Origin of the sequence: Streptosporangium sp. NPDC000563 (genome assembly GCF_040299985.1) — a bacterium.
Classification (GTDB): Bacteria; Actinomycetota; Actinomycetes; order Streptosporangiales; family Streptosporangiaceae; genus Streptosporangium.
The window spans coordinates 1-16656 of the sequence record NZ_JBEPDA010000010.1 but is presented as its reverse complement, the minus strand read 5'-3'; the positions used below and the strand labels follow the sequence as shown (position 1 = coordinate 16656).

Sequence of the window (16656 nt, the reverse complement as noted above, 5' to 3'; positions counted from 1 at the left end):
TCAGTCGTCCAGCTGGGTAGCGGCGATGCCGTACAGCCAAGACGCGCCCAAACCGGTGGCCAGCAGCCGGAACCAGGGCCGGTCGCCGTACCGGTAGGCGACCGGCACCGCGAGGGCAGCCACCCAGATGGACGCGCACCAGCCGCAGCCCACCAGGTAGGCGGGGCGCGAGTCGGGGCCGAAACGGCGGTCGACGTATTCGCGGATCGGCCGGGCCAGCTCGTCGGAGGTGACGAAGCGGGTGACGCGGAACACGATCGCGAGAACGGCGAGAATCAGCGGTACGGGCACAGTTTCCGACTGTAGCCACATGGCTTCCAAGAGCGGGTCAGGGCTGCTTTGCCGTGTCCTGGGGCGGGGCGGAGGCGGGCCTGGTCCAGGAGGCGACGACGCTCTCCCACCGGGGCGCGCAGCCTGAGCAGTACCAGCCGTTGAGGAACCGGCGGGTCGGGACGGCGCCGCACCGGCGGTGGGCGCCGTCCCTCTCACGGACGTAGGTGCACGGCGCCCGGTACAGCGGGTGTAGGTCGTTCACCTGCCGGTCAGGCTGGCGTCGCCGACGGCGGCCAGCGTGATGAGCGTCATCAGGCCGACGTATCCGGCGGCCAGTTTGGACAGGGCCAGCCACGCCGAGCAGGCGAGGACGGCAACGGACACGAGCACTGCGGCGGCGAGCGCCAGCAGCCGGGCACGGACAGCGCGCGATCGTCGGGCAGGCGTGGTGTGAGGCATGCAGGACTCCCCCGAGTTCCCTGGTGGCGGTAATTTCAAACCCTACCGAGGTGTGGGGGCACAGTCAGGAACGTTCCTCGCGTGGCTGCGAGACTTCACCCCTGGGCTGGTGTCGTGCGGCGGGGTGGCAGCAGTCGACGACGAACCGGATCGCCTCTTCGGTGCCTTGAACGTAGACGGCGATCACTCCGGGTGGGGCGCCGACCTGCCAGGCCGGGCGCGGACTGCATTCCTGGCCGCCGAGGCGTTCGAAGGTGGCGGCCCACTGCTGGCTGGTCTGGCCCGGCAGGCGCACACCGCGCTGCAACCACTCCCGCCGGGAGTAGATCACGGTCGCTTCGGTCACGCTGCCGGTGTCCTTTCTCAGCTGAGCGGGCGTTTGGTCCAGAGCCCCGGGGCGGGCCGGGGCGCCAGACACACCGTCAGCGCGGCCCGCAGCAGGGCAGGAAACTCACCCGGCGGGCGTCGCCGCCGGCCACGACGTCCTGGGGCAGTTCGGCGGCGACCTGTTGCCGGGTGGTAGCGGCCACGTCGAACGGTGCGGCCTGCTGCGCGGAGCCGGTCAGGCCGCAGCAACCTGCCCGGTGGACGAGGAAGCCGTCGTGCGGCAACAGCACGGCTTGGAAGGAAACATCGTCGGCGGCGGTGTCGGCCGAGCCGGAGGGGACGGGCGCCCACTGTCGGGCGACGAGTTCGGCGTCGACGGGCAACCCGGCGTCGGCCTGGTGTTTGCGGTAGGAGGCGACTTCCGTTTCGGCCCACTGCCGGTCGAACGGGTTGCTGGCGCTGGTTTCGATCCGCGAGGCGGGATCCTGCGCCCACCGGCCGGTCCACCAGGTGCGGCGCACCCCGTACTCGGTGGCGGGGTCGGTCGGATGGTTACGGATGCGCTCACACAGCTCGGCGTGGGCTTGCAGGTCAGCGTTGCTGAGGCGGGGGTGAGCGTTGAGGGCGGCCAGGAGGTCGGCGACGGGCGTGGCGTCGAAGTTCACGAGAGTCATCGCATGCTCGCTTTCGTTGACGTTCACGGGTGCTAGGCCGGCGCCCACGCTGGGTGCCGGCCAGGGTGCGGCTACCGCAGGGAGAAGACTGGGCAGAGGGTGGGGGCGATGCGGGCGGCGGCCCAGTCGGCGCCCGGGGTGCGGCGGCGGATGACGAGTTCCGCGTCGGGCTGGCTACCTTGGTGCTGCTGCCAGGTACGCATGATGGAGACCGCGCTGATGCCGTAGGCGAGGCTGGGGGCGTCGATGACGACCGGGGCGCCGTCGGCGTCGCTGCAGCGCATCCCGTAGTCGACGGGTTCTTCCTTCGCGGTGAGGTTGGCGGCTTCGGCGGCGGTCTTGGGTATGTCGACGGTGGCGTCGAGGTGTGAGCGGGTGGCAGTGGCCAGCCCGATGCTGGTCGGGCAGCTTGCCAGGATGCGGCAGGCGGCAACGACCGGCGCCTGCTCACCGTCGTCGTAGTAGACGTGGTGGTGGCGCACCTCGGGCAGGAGTTCTTCGATGACGTGGGGGACGGGCTGCCAGCCGGGGGCGGGCTGCCAGCCGTCCGGGGTGCGTTCGACGGGGACCGCGTCGGGGGTGAGGCCCACGTCGCGTTGCAGGCGCTGCGCGTGTTCGATGACGAGCCGGTCGGAGCTGTGCGCGCGGGAGCGGCGCGGCACGATCACGATGGTGCCGCGGCCGAGGGTCAGCTGGTAGGCGATGTCAGCGGGGGCGCCGTCGTCGCACTGCGCGGCGACGTGGGTGCCGGTGAGGAGAGTCGCCTGGCTGGCACGGTGGTCGGAGACGAGGGTCGATGGCCCGGCCCCGTCGAAGATCAGGTGGACGCCGATCCATCCGCTGTGGCGCGGGTTACGGGCGGTTTTCTGGGCTGCGGTTTCAACAACGACCCAGATGCCGGGGAGGCCGTCGAGGCAGACGGCATCCCCGATGTTCAAGGCGGGGCGCTTGGTGGTCATGCGGAGCCTTTCAGGGGTTAGGCGGCGCGGCGGACGTTACGGGTGGCGGTGAGGATGGCGACGGCGGCGCGGTGGTAGCAGCGGCGCTGCTTGATACCGGCCGGGCAGGCGCAGCCCTGGAGGGCGACCAGGTAGACCGTGGTGCCGTCGGAACTGACGGCGGTCCACAGGTGGGGGCGGCTGGTGGGAACGACGCCGCCTTGCTCGATGGCTTCGACGGCCCGATCGATCTGGGCGGGCGTGTAACTGGCCAGGTCGGCGTGGTAGGCGGCGGCCCGGATGAGAGACAAGCAGCGGCGGCCGTACCCGGCGGCGATCGATGTGGCCGAGCGAAGTACTCGCCCGCATCGTAGGCAGTGGGCCTGGTTCACACGCCTCTCCCTTCAACCACTCTCCGTATGCAATTCTTACACTACAGATGTAGGGGGACGGATGCAAGTGTTACCGTACAGGAGATTTCGGGGGGTCTGAAGGGTTCGCAGGTCGCAGCGGCAAGGCCAGGGGGAATGTTCGGGTCGCAAGCCTGGAGGTTCGGGGCGGATCCGCCTGGCCGCGGAGGTGGGGGCGTTTCATCGGCGGGGCGGTGAACCTCGCCGCATAGGCCCTCCCCCCTTTGGGAGCCCATGCGGCGAGGTCGCCTATGAGGCGTCCGCCCGCTGGCGGCGGGCGGGCGCACGTGTGCGTGCGCCGCCGCCCGCACCGGGTGAATCCTGGGAGATCCACGGCGGCGCACTGGGCGGCAGTATTTCACCTACCACCATAGAACGCTATACCTCAGCATAGAAATATAGTGCTGGCTTGCGAGAAGCTGGCCTTTTGTCCCCTAAATGCAATAGGACGATCTATTCATGTGGCTAGCTACGGTCTGTCATGCTGGGCGAGTGGACCCTGACGCGTTCCTCGACTACGACCGGCTCGCCGAGATGGTCAAGAGCCGACGCCTGTCCCTACGCCTGTCGATCAACGGCGCCGCACGGCAGGGCGCCATGAGCCCGATCACCTGGACTCGCGTGGAGAGGGGCTTCAAGGTTCGGGAACTCACCTACGCCGGCGTCGACCGCGCTCTCGACTGGGAGCAGGGAAGCGCCGCACGCGTCCTCCAAGGCGGCGATCCGTCCCCGGGCCCGGCGGACGAGGTGACAGATGAAACGCTCGAGCCGGAGGCGCCGGTGCGCTACCCGGACGATCCGATCCTGCAGCATCTGTGGGACCTTCCGGACCCCGACCTGTCCGACGACCAGCGCGAAACGCTCGTGCAGCTGTACCTCGCGCTGCGCCGCAACACCCACCGGCGCCAGGTTGACGCGCCCGGTCAAGGGCAACCGAAATCCCTACCTAACGCATTGTAACCATTTGATTACGGATGATCGCGAGGTGTTGCCTCACACTGGTCTCCGCGATGAAGTGGGCGAACCTCCGAAATCCTGCGTGTTTCATCAGGCGGTATAACCTTGACAGAAAGTGATGACAATTCAGCGATCCGGGACATTGTGTCGGTGGTGATACAACGCCTCCGCGCAATCAACGGTGTCGCTCCTCCCTCTCAGATCAGCAGGCGAATCGAACTCCAGCACCAGATCGACATTCTGAAACGTGCCCTCGACGCGGCCGTCAGCCTTCACGAGGTGCCGATCGAGTTATGCCACACACTGCGCACTCCGCCAGGCACACCCCACATCGTCGAACTCGCCGTCGATGGCCAGCTCGTACGCGTAGTCGTCAGCCCGCTCGGCTGCGTCGACCCTGAACGTGAACTGGCGATCTGGCGGGAACTGCTCGACACCGCCGCCTTGTGCGTCCACCCCGGCGAACAGCTACGCCAGATGGATCCAGCGGTCCTCGCCATCCGCCTGAACACGGCGACCTTGGTGATCAACACCGGGCATCCGCGGGCCGCGATACGCGTCGCGATGAAGCTTCTCCATCCGGGGGCGCTGGTCCCTTTCCCCGTGGCCTGGCTGTTAGACCAGGCTCGCACCCGGCCCGGCCGCGCGGCCGCCGCGTCCGCCGCAGTCGTCGTCGGCGCCGCCACCGCACTCACCATGACGCTCGTCAGCTTCACCGCGGCCCCCCAACCCTCCAGCGACCTTCCCGTTGTTGCCGCCGCCCCGACCGACGACCGGCCGCTCACGAACAACGCCCCCACCCCCACCCCCGCCGATCCCGCAGATGGCCCCGCACCCGACCAGGACAGCCCCGACCCGCTCGACTCGGCACCGCCGACCAAGGAGCAGGAACGCAGCGAAGACAACGACGACGCCCCTGGCAGCCCGGAGCCCACAGCGCGGCCGGCCGAGCCGTCCCCGCCTCCTCCCGGCCCCACACCCCTCACGCCACGTTCTTCCTCCCCTGCGAACCAGCCGACCTCTGCTGCCCTCCCTCCCGCCCAGACATCAGCCCCAGCCCCTACGCCGCCGACACCGGAGCCGGCCAGCAGCCCGCCGCCGGACCCGATCTGCCACGTGCTGGACATCGAGCTGGGCCTTCCCATCCTTGACGTCGGCGTCTGCGTCTAACGCCGCCGCAGGCCAGCGGGGCCTCCGGACACGGCAAGGCCCTCACCGTGACGGTGAGGGCCTGGACTTCGTCGCCGCGTCTGCCGCCGGACAGAAGTACGCGGCAAGGAGATTCCCTGTTTCGTTGAAAAACAGCAGCGGATGTGTCACGAATACGCAGAGGGGGCGGCGCTCTGTCGCACACCACGTGTGGGTCTGGGAGATCCCAGAGCGTCGCCCCCTCCTCGTCGCGCAGCGAACCCGCGACGTCCTCAACCGGTGAGCGAGTCCACACGCAGGACGTTCGCGACCCGGTCAGCCGCTGCCTCGATGTCATCGCCGTTGGCCAGGCGCTCCATCTCGTCGGTGGCGCCATCGGCGCCGCGGTCGCCTCGCCACCACCAGTACCAGGCCAAGGGGGGCGGCGCGCCCTCCGGCGTCGGCGTCTCCCTGTCGGGCCGCAGGACGACCAGCTGTGACAGGCCGTTGAACATCTTCTCGGCTATCGCCCGATCCTGAGGGGTGAGGTCGCTGTAGTCGGGCCGCTGGCAGAAAAGCAGGATCGCGGGAGCCACCGGTTTGACCGTCAGGCCACGCTTTTCGGCGGCCATCGTGAGCTGTTCGATCAATTCCGCAGGCTTAGGGGGTGTCTGCGGAATTGACCCGCAATGTGCAGGTGTAGGTTGCATTGCAGTCACTTCCGTGCGTGATGGGTCAGAGCATGCATTTAGTGAATGCCCAATCACCGAAAGCGAAGGGGAGAATTTCTACCCCCTGGCGAAGAGGCAGGATGCCTCTCCAGCGAAGGGGTAGGAATTCTCCCTCTTGACGTTAGGCGGTCGGCACGAGCCGGATCTTGTGTGCGAGGGCGCGGGCCTCGTCACGAACAGTTGATCCGCCGGTGACCATCAATTCGGAGATCACCCCGCGGGTGAACTGGTTGTAGGCGATCGTGTCGGGGCTGACGGCGTATGCCCGGTTCAGGAGATGCACTATGGCGACCGGTTCTCGCCGCAAATGAAAACCTCTGGCGACCTCCGCGAGGTGGAATGCGGTGCGCGTCTTGGACGGGACGGCATGAAGGTCGATCCGGTCGCCCTGCCTGGTCGCTTCGTGGCCGAGCGTGAGATCGGCGGCTATGGTCACCGCGTAGGCGTCGACCATGGCGGTCCCAAACATCAGCCACGGATGGTGGCCCGTCAGTGACTGCGCCGCGCCGCGCGCTTCGTCCCAGTGGTGTTCGGCGTCGCCGCGCCTGCCCGTTTTGGCGTGGGACAGGCTGATGGCGAGCTGCAACAGCCCCCACAGGCTCCGATCCTCTTCCTCTTCGTCGGGCCGCAACAAGCTGCTGGCCTCCCGCGCCAGTTCGATACGGCCTTCGGCTGCCTCGTTGGCGTCCCTCCACACGTGGTTGAGGTACCACGACGCTGCCGCGATGGCCTGCGGGCTGTCCGCGTCCTGGGCGGCCTGCATCGCCCTGTCCCCGCACAGCAGCACCAGTTCCGGGTAGGGCTGGAAGCTCAGGTACAGCTGGAACAGGTGATAGATCTGCGCGAGCGACACCAGAGCTCGGCGGCGCTCGCCGCCCTCAAGGAGCTGCACGGCCGTGCGGGCGTCCTCCAGCAGGCGCGGCAGGATCGGGACGAGCGCGGTTCGCTGGGTAGCTGAGCCGTGCCACACCAGCCATGCCTGCGAGACGTTGGCGGCCAGGGCGTCGGCGCTCATCGGTTCACGGCCTGACGTCACCAGCGGGTAGGTGGACAGGGTGCGGGCGATGACCGGCGCCTGTTCGTGGCTGTGCCTGCTGTAGGTGGCGGTGGTAAGCCGCCGCTCACCGGTGAACTCGGCGAGATCCTCCACCCTCAGGATTTCGGCCAGCCGGATGAGCATACTCAAACCCGGCATACCGATATTACCGTTTTCTATTGCTTTAACCCATTCTGCGCTGCGTCCGCATAGTTCGCCCAGCACCGCGCGAGACAGGCCGGCCCGATTGCGGAAGAATCTGACCCGGTCCTTGAAACTGGTCTTCGTGTTATCGTCGGGCATAGCCCCGCCCTTTCCTGAGACGTAGACACTCCCAGGCTAAGCGTGCGGGGCACATTTGTCGGCGGAGACGGGCAGGTGTTTAATCCTGCCTCGCCGCTCGACGAGCCGCGAGACGGCACCAGCCGCCTAGCCGTGTTCGAAATCGTTCGAGGCCGTCGCGGGATCGAGGCTCCGCCTCTTGCCGGCCGCCGATGCCAGCTACCCTGAAGACACTTGCCCGCCTCGCGCGGGAAGGCCGGGCGATCCATTGGGAACGTCATGCGCGGCCCGGCACCCACCAGGCCATTAGGGGGCTGGTGGGTGCCGGGCCGTTCCCCTGCCCGCCCGCTGATCACTATCTGGGTTCTGGGTGTGGCGACGACCCGGGATCCTGGGCCGAGGCGGGGCGGGGTGTGAAACCGTCACCGTCTGCGGGCGATGCCCAGGCCCGGGCCGTCGCTCGGGGCGCCTTGGAGGCGCAGCCGACTTTACGCAGGAGGGCCGAGCCTCCTGGTCACGGCTCGCCGTCGCGGGCGGCGAGTTCTTCCCTGCGGCGCTCTTCGAGGTCCCGACGCATCTGCCCGGTGTCGGAGCGTTCGATATAGCGCGACAGGCTGCTGCCCACTCCCAGTCTGCGTTCGACCTGGCCGCGCGAGCCGGGACGGAGCCGACCATCTGGCGTCCGCAGCAGTTTCTGCGCCAGCTCGTAGAACTCGATCTGGTCCAGGTCCGCCTGGTACCGGCTGTCCTGCTTACGACGCAGCACAGCGAGGGCTTCCTTCCATTCCGTTTCGGAAGGCTCAGGCAGCGTCGTCATGATCGGATTGTAGTTGCCGGGTCGCATGATGACCACGCGCTGTCACCGCCCCCGCACGGCGCCGGCGACGCCTTCCGCGCGGCGGGCCAGCGTGTCGTTCCCGCCTGCCCGGGCGGCTACCGGCCGGGCCTGCCCGGCGAAGAAGCGCATCACCCCGCACCTTCCACCTGGTTGTCGTCGTCGGTTTCGACCTTGCCGTGCAGCATGGCGCCCTTCACTTCTCGGATACGGGACCGCGCCCATGACTCCGACATCCTGTAGGCCGAGGCGATCGCCGGGCCGGTGAGCTCGACACCGTCGAGACGAGCTGTGCGGTAGGCGTCGCACGCCGATTCTCGTTTCTCGTCAGCTGACATCGCGGTGACCTCGTCCGGGGTCGGCAGGTACCGGCCGTGCCCGCCGGAGGGAAGCTCACCTTGCTGTTTGGCGGCGAGCTCTGCGGCACGCTTGGCGTCCCGTGCCGCGCGCTTGCCGGTGAGGTGTTCGACGGCCAGGTCGACGGCCACGTCAGGGTCGCTGATGCCCAGCCTGACCGCTTGCCGCTTGGCCGCGAACGTCTCGGGAAACCACATGAGCCACCGCAACACGTCGAACGAGGCGATCTCCGTGTCGCTCTGTGCTGGGACCGTGCTGGTGCTTGCCGCACGCGTGCTGCTGCTTGCCGCACGCCTGTCACGGGCCAGCGCGGCCTCCCGGTCGGCGTGGCGGGCGTTCGCGTACCACGCCCACAAGACCGGCGACATGAGCGACATGAGAGCGAACCCGGAGGCCAGGGTTTGCTGCCCGGGTGCTGCTGACCAGTGCGAGTAGTTCATGGAGGCGACAAGCCCCGCGAGCAGGGCCGCCAGGACGAACGCCAGAAGGAAGGGCCGCTTTTCACGGCGGGCGTCCAGACCGTAGTCGAGCACCGTCACGGCCATCAGTTCCAGCCCTGCGGCGAGGATGACGGCCCACAGCACGTCGAGGCCGGCCTGCTCGGTGAGGAACTTGAACTGTCCGAACCCTGCCGCCGTGTTGACGCCGAGGTTCACTAGGAGGCGCCGGATCCGGGAGGAGTGCTCGGCGAGCAGCAGGCGAACGTGGTCGCCGCGGTCGCGCCGCTTGCTGCGTCCTGCCGCAACCTTCGTCACGCGTGCCGCTTCGGCGTCACGGCTCTGTTTCGCCGCGGCATGGCGGGCGCGCTCTTCGGCTTGTAGTTGCGCCCGGTGCTTGATCGCTTCGATTTTGGCCGCTGCTTCGGCTTCGCGTACGGCGGCTTCGGCGAGGGTGGCTCGCCGGTCGGCGTCGGCTCGTGCTGCTAGTGCGGCAGCTTCAGCACGTTCGGCGTCGGCGAGCGGGTCGGCGGGCGCGGGGGGCGGCTGCCGGCGCAGCCCAGCCAATAGGTGGATCACGGTGAATCCTCGGGGGTCGGTTCAGAGGGTGAGGTAAGCGGCGGAAGCAGCGGCCGCGCAGACGTATCGGAACAGCCGAAGCGCTACCGGGTGGGTCGAGTGGGTCCAGGCGTACAGGGCGGAGACGGCGGCGCACACCAGGCCGATCACCATCAGCAACGCCAGGGCGGCGAGCTGCACCAGGTGCCGGGCTTGGGGGAACAGCGTGGCTGCGACGAACGCGGCGGCCAGGACCAGCAGCGTCTCCAGCCAGGCGATGGCCAGACGTCTTCCGCGGATCTCGGCGGCCTCCTGAGTTCTATGCATGATCGCCTTTCCTGTGGTGGCGGGCGGTGACGCTCAATGGGCCCGGCTCTTGCCAGCTGGGGCCGGTCGGCACCGCCGCTGAAAGAGCCTCACTCGACTTGCTGTCATGAGAACTTTTTAGCATTGTCCCCGCATAGCTGTAGCGCGCAGCTTACTACACAACGTGGTTGCATTTTCACGATCGGCCACCACAGGTTTCTCGCGAAGAAAACCCCGCCGCTGCGGCGCGGCAGCGACGGGGCTTTCGGGAATCGAGGCCGGGCTAACTGGCCACTACGAGCCTTCCTTCCAGGCGACTGCCCGCAGGGCCGGCCGCGCCAGGGGCGGCGCCTCCCGCAGCAGCGGCTGCGGCGGCCTGGGCCTCGATCGACTGACGGCTTTCACCGACCGGATACCCCGGAACGGAGGGCACCGTTCCCACAGGTCCGCGCCGGTCGGCGAAAGCGGGAACATGCGGAGCCCAGTGGGCCGCGCTGACGAGCGGACAGGCGAACACCTCGCCGCCCCGGTCGTCGAAGAACGACAGGATTTCCCTCTCATGCGTCAGGTTGTAACTGGCTGCGGTGATCTCGGCGTCTTTGACGCCTGGATCACGGAACCTGATGGTCCATAGCACCATGAGCATTTCTCCTCGACTTCCCCTGTCCATGTCATGTCCTGTCCGCGTGGCCACGTTCCGTGGGGATCGGAACACGCGCGGCACGAAGGTACCGGGAGACAGTTGACAAACGTCTCCCTATCGCTGTAGCTGGCTACACGGTACAGATGCGGCGACGCTTCGCGGCGTACTTCGCGAAAGAGGAAACGCCGCCCTGGGCCACCTCGAGTGCGCGACGGCTACGACGCGGCAGCGACCGGCATGAACACGGTCGAAGCGTCAGCAGCGGCAGGCGCTACGCCAGCAGAGGAGACCTGCGAGACCGGCGGGGCGACGATCGCGTCCCACAGTGCGACGGTCAGCGCCAGCCGCCCGGCCGCGGAGACGACGTCGGCGTAGGCAGCGGGCGCCAAACTCATCTCCCGGGCAAGTTCGACCGCACACCAGGGCAGGCCGTACTCGCTGGTGTCGATGGCACTGTTCAGCATGTTCGGCCTGGAGAGGTTCTCCTCGCCGAGCAGACCAGGTTGAAGACCGACGTGCCGATTCCACCCGGCGGCGTAGCCGTAGGCGGCGCCGGCAGCGAACGCGGTGAGCGGCACCGCGCTCTTCCACCCAGCCGGCTGGCCGTTACGGCGCAGCAACGCCCCGAGAAACGGCTGGTCATACTCGGGGTGCAGCATCACAGGGTGGGCGTCGACGAGGAACGCGGCCAGGTTACGGGTCAGGTCGGCCATCGCGACAGGCCGGTAGCTGTTGAGCTGCGGGTCCAAGGCGACGGGCTCACCGAACTCGCGGTACCGGGTGTAGAAACCGCTGCTGCGCAGGCGGGCGCCTTCGCCGCGGTGCAACTCCTGCACCGGCAGCTGCCAGTGGTGGACGGCATCGCGGGTGCCCGGGGAGGCGCGGCGTAGCCGTACCGACAGTTCCCAAATCTCGTGGGAATCGGCGGACGGGCCGGTCGTGGTCATCGCAATGAACGCGAGGTGTCGCATGGTGGCGTCCTTGTCGTCGGGATCGTCAGGGTCGGCCAGCCGGGTGACGTCCAGCACCCGACCCAGCGGGTGAGTGACCCGTACCGGCACGCGGGAACGGGTCACGCCGCACAGTTGCAGGCCGCACCAGCCGAGGACCCGCATCGGCGCCGCGGTGTCGTGGATGACGTCACCCTCGCGGACCGTCCAGGCGGGCCGGGGCCTGCGATCGGCTCGGCTGCTCATCGGCGAGCGCCGCCCGGCGGGCACGAAGTACAGCGGTCCACCATGTCGGTCTCCTGGAGCTGGCGGCAGAAAGCACTGACGAGAGCGGGGCGGCCACTCGGAGCCCACTTCAGCGCATCGCGCCTCGAACCGTCCCGCGTTCCCACTCACATCGTCGCAACTTTTACCTCACACCTAGATGTCGAGCGATGCTGATTACCGCCGTACGAGAGGGTCGGCCGGGCGGGCGCACGAAAAAGGCCGCGGAACCCTTTTCCGGGTTCCGCGGCCTTCCGCGTGTCGCACCTCTCCAAAGGGTGGACCGAGCACTGCGGTCTCCTTGCTGGCTCAGGCCACAGCGGAGAAGATTCGCGCAGGGGCGGCATCGGCTCCGATGATCAGAGCCGCGGCCTCCACCTGTTCGTCGCTCATCTCCACGTCCGGCTCACAGACCAGATGCTCTGCAATTCGGGCGGCGAGGCGGTCGACGTCATCCACAGGACCCTCCGTTGGGCGTTACGGTGAGGGCAACCCTACGGGCGATCTCCCAGGATCAACGTCACCCACCGTAGGCGGGCCAGCACAAGCCGCGCAGCCGAAACGGCGGATTCGCGGTAGCCAGTCGAGTTCATCCCGACTTCGTTTAGTCGCGCCACACCCAGTTCAGCCGCGCCACGTCCAGCCCGGTGAACCCCACCCGGGTCGTCGGCCCGACCGAGATGTGATCCAGCACAGCGGAGACCAGGTCGCGGCGCCGCTCCAGTGAGGCGTCGACCCACCATTCGGCGAGCTCGCGCGGGCCGAGCCCCTCAGGTAGCGACGCCAACCGGGTCGACTGGGCGACCTGCCCACGCAGCCTGGCGATCTCCGTTTGGGTGCGGCGGTCAGCAGCCTGGAAAGCCTCCTTGGAGATCCTTTTCGCCACCCAGTCGTTGGCGAGTTCGGCGATGCTCTCCTCGTGCGCCTTGATCTGGTCGAGGAGCTGGTGTTCGGTCTGCGAGGCCATGGCTCCGCTCAGACGGCGGGCGATGGCCGGCGACGCGAACCGTGCCAGGACCCGTGAGGCGACTTCCTGTTCCAGCGCGTCGGCGGCTACCCGGATACGGCCGCACCCGCCGACGGGCGGGCTTTTACGGCACACGTAGCCGCGGGAGCCAGCGTTGCTCGGCTGGGACTGCAAGGGTTTACCGCAGCCGGGGATGCCGCAGACCAGCAGGCCGCCCGACAGCAGGTACTTGCGGGCCGAGCCGCCTCCGCCCTTGTTGCGGGCGGGGTCAGCGAGGATCGCCACGAGTTTCGCCTGCGTCTCATCGTCGATGATCTGTTCCCAGGCGCCTCGGGCGACCTTCTCACCGTTGAGGGTGCGCCAGCCCGCGATCCGCGGGTTCTGCAACGCTCTGCGCAACGTCACGGCCTGCCAGGGCTTGCCGGTCGACGTGCGGATCTCCCTCCGGTCAAGGTCAGCGACGATCGAGCGCAGCGACTGGCGTTCCAGTACTCGTTTCGCGACCTCGCGCAACACTTCGGCTTCCGCCTCGATAAGCGTCGTGCCGTCTTTCTCATATCCGTAGGCGCGCATACCGCCGGACCAACTCTCACCTTGTAGTGCTCTTTGCTTGTTGGCGGATCTCTGCCGTTCGGCTTTGTGCTCGACCTCTCCGCGTGCCGCCGCCGCTGCCATTCGGGCTGCCATCCTGCCCGTTGAGGTTCGCAGGTCGATATATCCGTGGACCGCAGCAAACAACGTTCCGCAGCTTTCGGCGTAGCCGCACAGATATTCCAGTTCTAAATTGCGGCGTGTTACCCGGTCCAGATGCCAGCAGCCGACCGCGGTGATCACTCCTGATTCGATGTCAGCAGTCATCCGGTCGTAACCCTTACGGCGCTTCCTCACATTGCTGGCGCTCATGTCGTTGTCGTTGTAAACCTCGACGATCACAGCCTCCGGGTCGATGCGCGCGATCATCTCGCGGACCTCCGACTCCTGGCGTTGCACGCCGAGGCCTGCACCGATCCGGTCCCGGGAGATCCGCACGTAGATTCCCCACCGGTGGCCGGTGTGACTCAGCGTCGCCGACGCGTACGGCAGGCTCACGTGTTCCCTCCACGGTGGTGTGACCAGCGTGCTCGCGCCGCGGCAAGGTCAAGCGCCGCGAAGGAGGAAACGCCGTCGGCGCCGACGTCGAGGTCTTCGCCGGTTCCGGCGAGCGTGCCACCAACCCGCAGGTCACGAAGGGCCTCTTGGGTCCGCGCCTGGGTGCCGGCCGGGTACCGGCCGCACCTGGCGAGGTTCCACACCATGACTCGGTCGGCCTGGTCGTGCCGTACGGCCTTCAGCAGGCTGGTCATCCCGTCGCCAACCCCACCCAAGTCACAGAAACGGGCGTTGATGGTTCCGCCGGTTCTCGTGACGGCGTCTTCCAGGAGCGCGAGCTGCCCGTCGACCTGATCCACCTCGCCGCCCTCAGAGCCTGCGCACAGCGCCCAGCGCACCCCTACGTGGGATCCGAGGTCCCAGGGGCGGGCTTCGTCGCTCTCCGTCGCCCTCAGGGCCTCGGAGGGGGTACGGGGAGGGTCGGTCATCTGTCCCCCTGGAGGTCGCTACAGCCGGGAGGTATGCGGACCGCGCTGGATACGCCGCGGCGGCACCCATGCGTCTGTCCCCTCTCGCAGGTGGCGCGACGCTCCCGGACCGTGGCCGGAATCGTCCACTCGCCCTGTCGGCTATATGGCTTCACGACAATCGCGTCGGCGACTATCAGCAGACCATACAGCGCCGATATTCCCAGCCGAACGGCGACAAGAGTACGACGACGAGCAACCCCCGGCCAGTCATTGACTGTCCCCCGGCAGCCCTCTCATCAACTACCCCAGCCGACAGGGCCGCATTTCACCAGGTCAGAGCTAGATGGCTAAGCGACAGTCGTGCCGCCGACCGACCACCGCTACCCGCACCAGGGCTGACCTTTCCCGGACGGTCGGCAGGAGCCCGACCTGACGACGGCGGAAGAGGGCGGTGCCGGGACTCGGATTCACGAGTCCCGGCACCGCCGTCCTCTGTCGGTCGGCTTCGACGTGAGGCCGACGGGTAGGAAAGTTCCAGGAGGCGAGGGGCGAAGGTGCCTTCGGACACGGCCGATCCTGCGATCCTTCGGTAAAGCGGATGATCGTGTCGCAGGGATGTGAGAGATGGAAGGGGCCGCCAAGGTGAGTGAGCGCGTGTCGGCGGTGGCGTGGCGGTGAAGCCCTCTCCCGGCCCCGAGCGGATGCTGGTGGAGTTGCTACGGGCCAGTCACCTGGCGGCTCTGGAGCAGATTCCGGGCCTGGTCGCGGAGCACGCCGTGTCCGCGGGCCTGGCCGAGGTGCTGATCTACCTGGCGGATCTGCAGTGCAACGTGCTGCGTCTGTTGACCGGTGAGGGCCACGGCGGCAGGGAGGTCGCGAGCACGGCGGCCTGCGAGTTGCGCATCGACGCGACCCTGGCCGGGCGGGCCTTCCAGGAGATGCGGATCCTGGTCGGCGTCGGCGAGGGCACCGAAAGGGACACTGACGAGGACACCGACGGGCCGCAACGGTGGTGGGTGCCGCTGTTGAACGGCGTCGAACGCATGGGGGTGCTGCGCATCGGCGTCGAGGCCGCCGCCGACGCGCAGATCCAGGACAACATGCGGGACCTGGCGTCGCTGGTGGCGCTGTTGCTGGTCGACAAGCGTCCCTACAGTGACTCCTACGCCCGGCTGGTGCGTACCCGGCCGATGCACGTGGCCGCGGAGATGCAGTGGACGTTGATGCCGCCGCTGACCTTCGCCGATCGGCGGGTGACCATCGCCGCGGCGCTGGAGCCTGCCTACGAGGTCGGCGGGGACGCCTTCGACTACGCGCTGGCCGGCGAGGTGGCGCATCTGGGGATCTTCGACGCGATGGGGCACGATGTCTCGGCGGGGCTGAGCGCCAACCTGGCGGTGGCCGCCTGCCGCAACAGTCGTCGTCATGGTGCCGGCCTGGCGGCGACCAGTGAGATCATCGAACAGGTTCTGATCACCGAGTTCGGTCAGGCCACCCGTTTCGTCACCGCGATCCTGGGTGATCTGAACACCCGCACCGGGGTGTTGTCCTGGGTCAACCGGGGTCATCATCCGCCGGTGGTGATCCGCGGCGGCCGCTGGGTTGCCACACTGGAATGCCCTCCGGCCACCCCGATGGGACTGAACCTGGGCACGGAGATCACGATGTGCCGTGAACAGTTGGAGCCCGGGGACCGGGTGGTGTTCTACAGCGACGGCATCACCGAGGCCCGCAACGCCGCCGGCGAGGAGTTCGGCCTCGACCGGTTCGTCGACGTCATCATCCGCCGCACCGCCGACGGCCTGCCCGTTCCCGAGACGCTGCGCCGCCTGATACGCGGCGTGCTGGACTACCACGACGATCGCCTGCAGGACGACGTCACGGTATTGCTGGTGGAATGGCACGGCGACGCCCACGAGCGGCTGCACCTGTGAACAGGAGAGCTCTCCCCCGCCGTCGGACCACCGCTACCCGCACATGGGGTGATGTCGCGCGGCCCGATCGGCATCGGCCCGATCTCAAGAAGCGCGACCGTCTTCGAACAGGCCGCGAGAAGCGGTGACGCCTGGGTTTCGCATCCGAAACCCAGGCGTCACTCGTTTCCGGCTACAGCGGGGGCATCGCCCCCATCGCGGTGAGCCGTCCGTGTTCGGTCCGTACTCGGCCGCAGGACGTGACTACACCGGGCAGGAGAGCGTGCTGGTGGCGCAGCAGCCGATGCTGATGAAGTGCTCCGTCCGCGGCTCGCGGCCACCGACCAGCTCGTCCAGGTTGATCTCCCCGGCGGGGTGGGCCAGGTCGGCGGTACGGGCCTGCGGGTTCTTCCACTGACGGATCAGCTCGTTGTCGGACATCACATGTCTCCTTCGTCGAGATTCGTTGTGGGTGGGACACGGGGGCCGGTCCGGCACGGGGACCGGGCCGGCCGCCCTTGGTGACCGCTGGTGGCCGTGTCCGGCGGTCCGCCTCGGACCACGTGGCAGAGGTCCGAGGGCGGCCCCCCCCCCCCCACCCCGGGGGGGGGCGGGCGGCCAAGAAGGAGGGGCACGGGGCGCCAAAATGGGA

The 16656-nt window shown here is 68.1% G+C and carries 21 protein-coding genes and 1 pseudogene; 3 read left to right on the top strand and 19 right to left on the bottom strand.

What is annotated here, in order from left to right; genetic code table 11:
- From ABT352_RS22650 to ABT352_RS22615, 8 genes and pseudogenes are all read right to left on the bottom strand, one after another.
- Positions 1 to 291 (bottom strand): hypothetical protein, encoded by a 291-nt coding sequence (locus ABT352_RS22650; protein WP_350946877.1) that lies wholly within the window; start codon positions 289 to 291, stop codon positions 1 to 3.
- A 37-nt stretch (positions 292 to 328) separates the two neighbouring features.
- Positions 329 to 535: a hypothetical protein gene (locus ABT352_RS22645; RefSeq protein WP_350946876.1), complete on the bottom strand. Its 207-nt coding sequence runs from the start codon at positions 533 to 535 to the stop codon at positions 329 to 331.
- Positions 532 to 732: a hypothetical protein gene (locus tag ABT352_RS22640; RefSeq protein ID WP_350946875.1), complete on the bottom strand. Its 201-nt coding sequence runs from the start codon at positions 730 to 732 to the stop codon at positions 532 to 534. The genes ABT352_RS22645 and ABT352_RS22640 overlap by 4 nt, the downstream gene beginning before the upstream one ends.
- Before the next feature lie 64 nt (positions 733 to 796).
- Positions 797 to 1078: a hypothetical protein gene (locus tag ABT352_RS22635; protein ID WP_350946874.1), complete on the bottom strand. Its 282-nt coding sequence runs from the start codon at positions 1076 to 1078 to the stop codon at positions 797 to 799.
- Between the two features lie 76 nt (positions 1079 to 1154).
- Complete coding sequence (locus ABT352_RS22630; RefSeq protein WP_350946873.1) at positions 1155 to 1733, bottom strand: hypothetical protein; 579 nt, start codon at positions 1731 to 1733, stop codon at positions 1155 to 1157.
- 71 nt (positions 1734 to 1804) lie between these two features.
- A complete protein-coding gene (locus ABT352_RS22625) occupies positions 1805 to 2692 on the bottom strand; it encodes a hypothetical protein (protein ID WP_350946872.1) in 888 nt (295 codons plus the stop codon).
- A 17-nt stretch (positions 2693 to 2709) separates the two neighbouring features.
- Positions 2710 to 2982, bottom strand: coding sequence for a hypothetical protein (locus tag ABT352_RS22620; protein WP_350947126.1), 273 nt, complete (start codon positions 2980 to 2982; stop codon positions 2710 to 2712).
- A gap of 3 nt (positions 2983 to 2985) precedes the next feature.
- Positions 2986 to 3063, bottom strand: a pseudogene (locus tag ABT352_RS22615) (DUF6011 domain-containing protein); the annotation flags it as partial.
- 510 nt (positions 3064 to 3573) lie between these two features.
- Between ABT352_RS22615 and ABT352_RS22610 the strand changes: the two are divergent.
- Positions 3574 to 4041, top strand: a complete 468-nt coding sequence (locus ABT352_RS22610; protein WP_350946871.1) for a hypothetical protein — start codon at positions 3574 to 3576, stop codon at positions 4039 to 4041.
- A 276-nt stretch (positions 4042 to 4317) separates the two neighbouring features.
- Entirely contained in the window at positions 4318 to 5208 is an 891-nt protein-coding gene (locus ABT352_RS22605) for a hypothetical protein (RefSeq protein ID WP_350946870.1), read from the top strand.
- A gap of 251 nt (positions 5209 to 5459) precedes the next feature.
- Here ABT352_RS22605 and ABT352_RS22600 read toward each other — a convergent pair whose 3' ends face one another.
- The 10 genes from ABT352_RS22600 to ABT352_RS22555 all read right to left on the bottom strand — a co-directional run bounded on the left by ABT352_RS22600 (position 5460) and on the right by ABT352_RS22555 (position 14109).
- Positions 5460 to 5816 carry a hypothetical protein gene (locus ABT352_RS22600; protein WP_350946869.1) on the bottom strand — a complete coding sequence of 119 codons (357 nt, stop codon included), beginning with the start codon at positions 5814 to 5816 and terminating at the stop codon, positions 5460 to 5462.
- A gap of 202 nt (positions 5817 to 6018) precedes the next feature.
- The gene (locus ABT352_RS22595; RefSeq protein ID WP_350946868.1) at positions 6019 to 7236 is read right to left on the bottom strand and encodes a helix-turn-helix domain-containing protein; all 1218 of its coding nucleotides are present in this window, start codon (positions 7234 to 7236) and stop codon (positions 6019 to 6021) included.
- 493 nt (positions 7237 to 7729) lie between these two features.
- Positions 7730 to 8032 carry a hypothetical protein gene (locus ABT352_RS22590; protein ID WP_350946867.1) on the bottom strand — a complete coding sequence of 101 codons (303 nt, stop codon included), beginning with the start codon at positions 8030 to 8032 and terminating at the stop codon, positions 7730 to 7732.
- Between the two features lie 149 nt (positions 8033 to 8181).
- On the bottom strand, positions 8182 to 9423 hold the full coding sequence (locus ABT352_RS22585; protein WP_350946866.1) for a hypothetical protein: 1242 nt from the start codon (positions 9421 to 9423) through the stop codon (positions 8182 to 8184).
- A gap of 21 nt (positions 9424 to 9444) precedes the next feature.
- Positions 9445 to 9729: a hypothetical protein gene (locus ABT352_RS22580; RefSeq protein WP_350946865.1), complete on the bottom strand. Its 285-nt coding sequence runs from the start codon at positions 9727 to 9729 to the stop codon at positions 9445 to 9447.
- Between the two features lie 262 nt (positions 9730 to 9991).
- Complete coding sequence (locus ABT352_RS22575) at positions 9992 to 10348, bottom strand: hypothetical protein (protein ID WP_350946864.1); 357 nt, start codon at positions 10346 to 10348, stop codon at positions 9992 to 9994.
- A 218-nt stretch (positions 10349 to 10566) separates the two neighbouring features.
- Entirely contained in the window at positions 10567 to 11547 is a 981-nt protein-coding gene (locus ABT352_RS22570; RefSeq protein ID WP_350946863.1) for a hypothetical protein, read from the bottom strand.
- A gap of 327 nt (positions 11548 to 11874) precedes the next feature.
- Positions 11875 to 12024, bottom strand: a complete 150-nt coding sequence (locus ABT352_RS22565) for a hypothetical protein (protein ID WP_350946862.1) — start codon at positions 12022 to 12024, stop codon at positions 11875 to 11877.
- Between the two features lie 145 nt (positions 12025 to 12169).
- Positions 12170 to 13621, bottom strand: coding sequence for a recombinase family protein (locus ABT352_RS22560; protein WP_350946861.1), 1452 nt, complete (start codon positions 13619 to 13621; stop codon positions 12170 to 12172).
- Complete coding sequence (locus ABT352_RS22555) at positions 13618 to 14109, bottom strand: hypothetical protein (protein WP_350946860.1); 492 nt, start codon at positions 14107 to 14109, stop codon at positions 13618 to 13620. Before ABT352_RS22555 ends, ABT352_RS22560 begins: the two co-directional genes overlap by 4 nt.
- A 683-nt stretch (positions 14110 to 14792) precedes the next feature.
- On the opposite strand from ABT352_RS22555, the gene ABT352_RS22550 reads away from it, so the two are divergent.
- A complete protein-coding gene (locus ABT352_RS22550; protein WP_350947122.1) occupies positions 14793 to 16025 on the top strand; it encodes a PP2C family protein-serine/threonine phosphatase in 1233 nt (410 codons plus the stop codon).
- 243 nt (positions 16026 to 16268) lie between these two features.
- Here ABT352_RS22550 and ABT352_RS22545 read toward each other — a convergent pair whose 3' ends face one another.
- The gene (locus ABT352_RS22545; RefSeq protein WP_350946859.1) at positions 16269 to 16445 is read right to left on the bottom strand and encodes a hypothetical protein; all 177 of its coding nucleotides are present in this window, start codon (positions 16443 to 16445) and stop codon (positions 16269 to 16271) included.
- Between the last annotated feature and the right edge of the window lie 211 nt (positions 16446 to 16656).

Bases quoted from the DNA above. Each gene is read 5' to 3' on its own strand.
- ABT352_RS22555 (WP_350946860.1), bottom strand. From the start codon at position 14,109: ATGACCGACCCTCCCCGTACCCCCTCCGAGGCCCTGAGGGCGACGGAG.
- ABT352_RS22640 (WP_350946875.1), bottom strand. From the start codon at position 732: ATGCCTCACACCACGCCTGCCCGACGATCGCGCGCTGTCCGTGCCCGG.
- ABT352_RS22625 (WP_350946872.1), bottom strand. From the start codon at position 2,692: ATGACCACCAAGCGCCCCGCCTTGAACATCGGGGATGCCGTCTGCCTC.
- ABT352_RS22545 (WP_350946859.1), bottom strand. From the start codon at position 16,445: ATGTCCGACAACGAGCTGATCCGTCAGTGGAAGAACCCGCAGGCCCGT.
- ABT352_RS22595 (WP_350946868.1), bottom strand. From the start codon at position 7,236: ATGCCCGACGATAACACGAAGACCAGTTTCAAGGACCGGGTCAGATTC.
- ABT352_RS22570 (WP_350946863.1), bottom strand. From the start codon at position 11,547: ATGAGCAGCCGAGCCGATCGCAGGCCCCGGCCCGCCTGGACGGTCCGC.
- ABT352_RS22580 (WP_350946865.1), bottom strand. From the start codon at position 9,729: ATGCATAGAACTCAGGAGGCCGCCGAGATCCGCGGAAGACGTCTGGCC.
- ABT352_RS22575 (WP_350946864.1), bottom strand. From the start codon at position 10,348: ATGGTGCTATGGACCATCAGGTTCCGTGATCCAGGCGTCAAAGACGCC.
- ABT352_RS22630 (WP_350946873.1), bottom strand. From the start codon at position 1,733: ATGACTCTCGTGAACTTCGACGCCACGCCCGTCGCCGACCTCCTGGCC.
- ABT352_RS22590 (WP_350946867.1), bottom strand. From the start codon at position 8,032: ATGACGACGCTGCCTGAGCCTTCCGAAACGGAATGGAAGGAAGCCCTC.
- ABT352_RS22550 (WP_350947122.1), top strand. From the start codon at position 14,793: ATGCTGGTGGAGTTGCTACGGGCCAGTCACCTGGCGGCTCTGGAGCAG.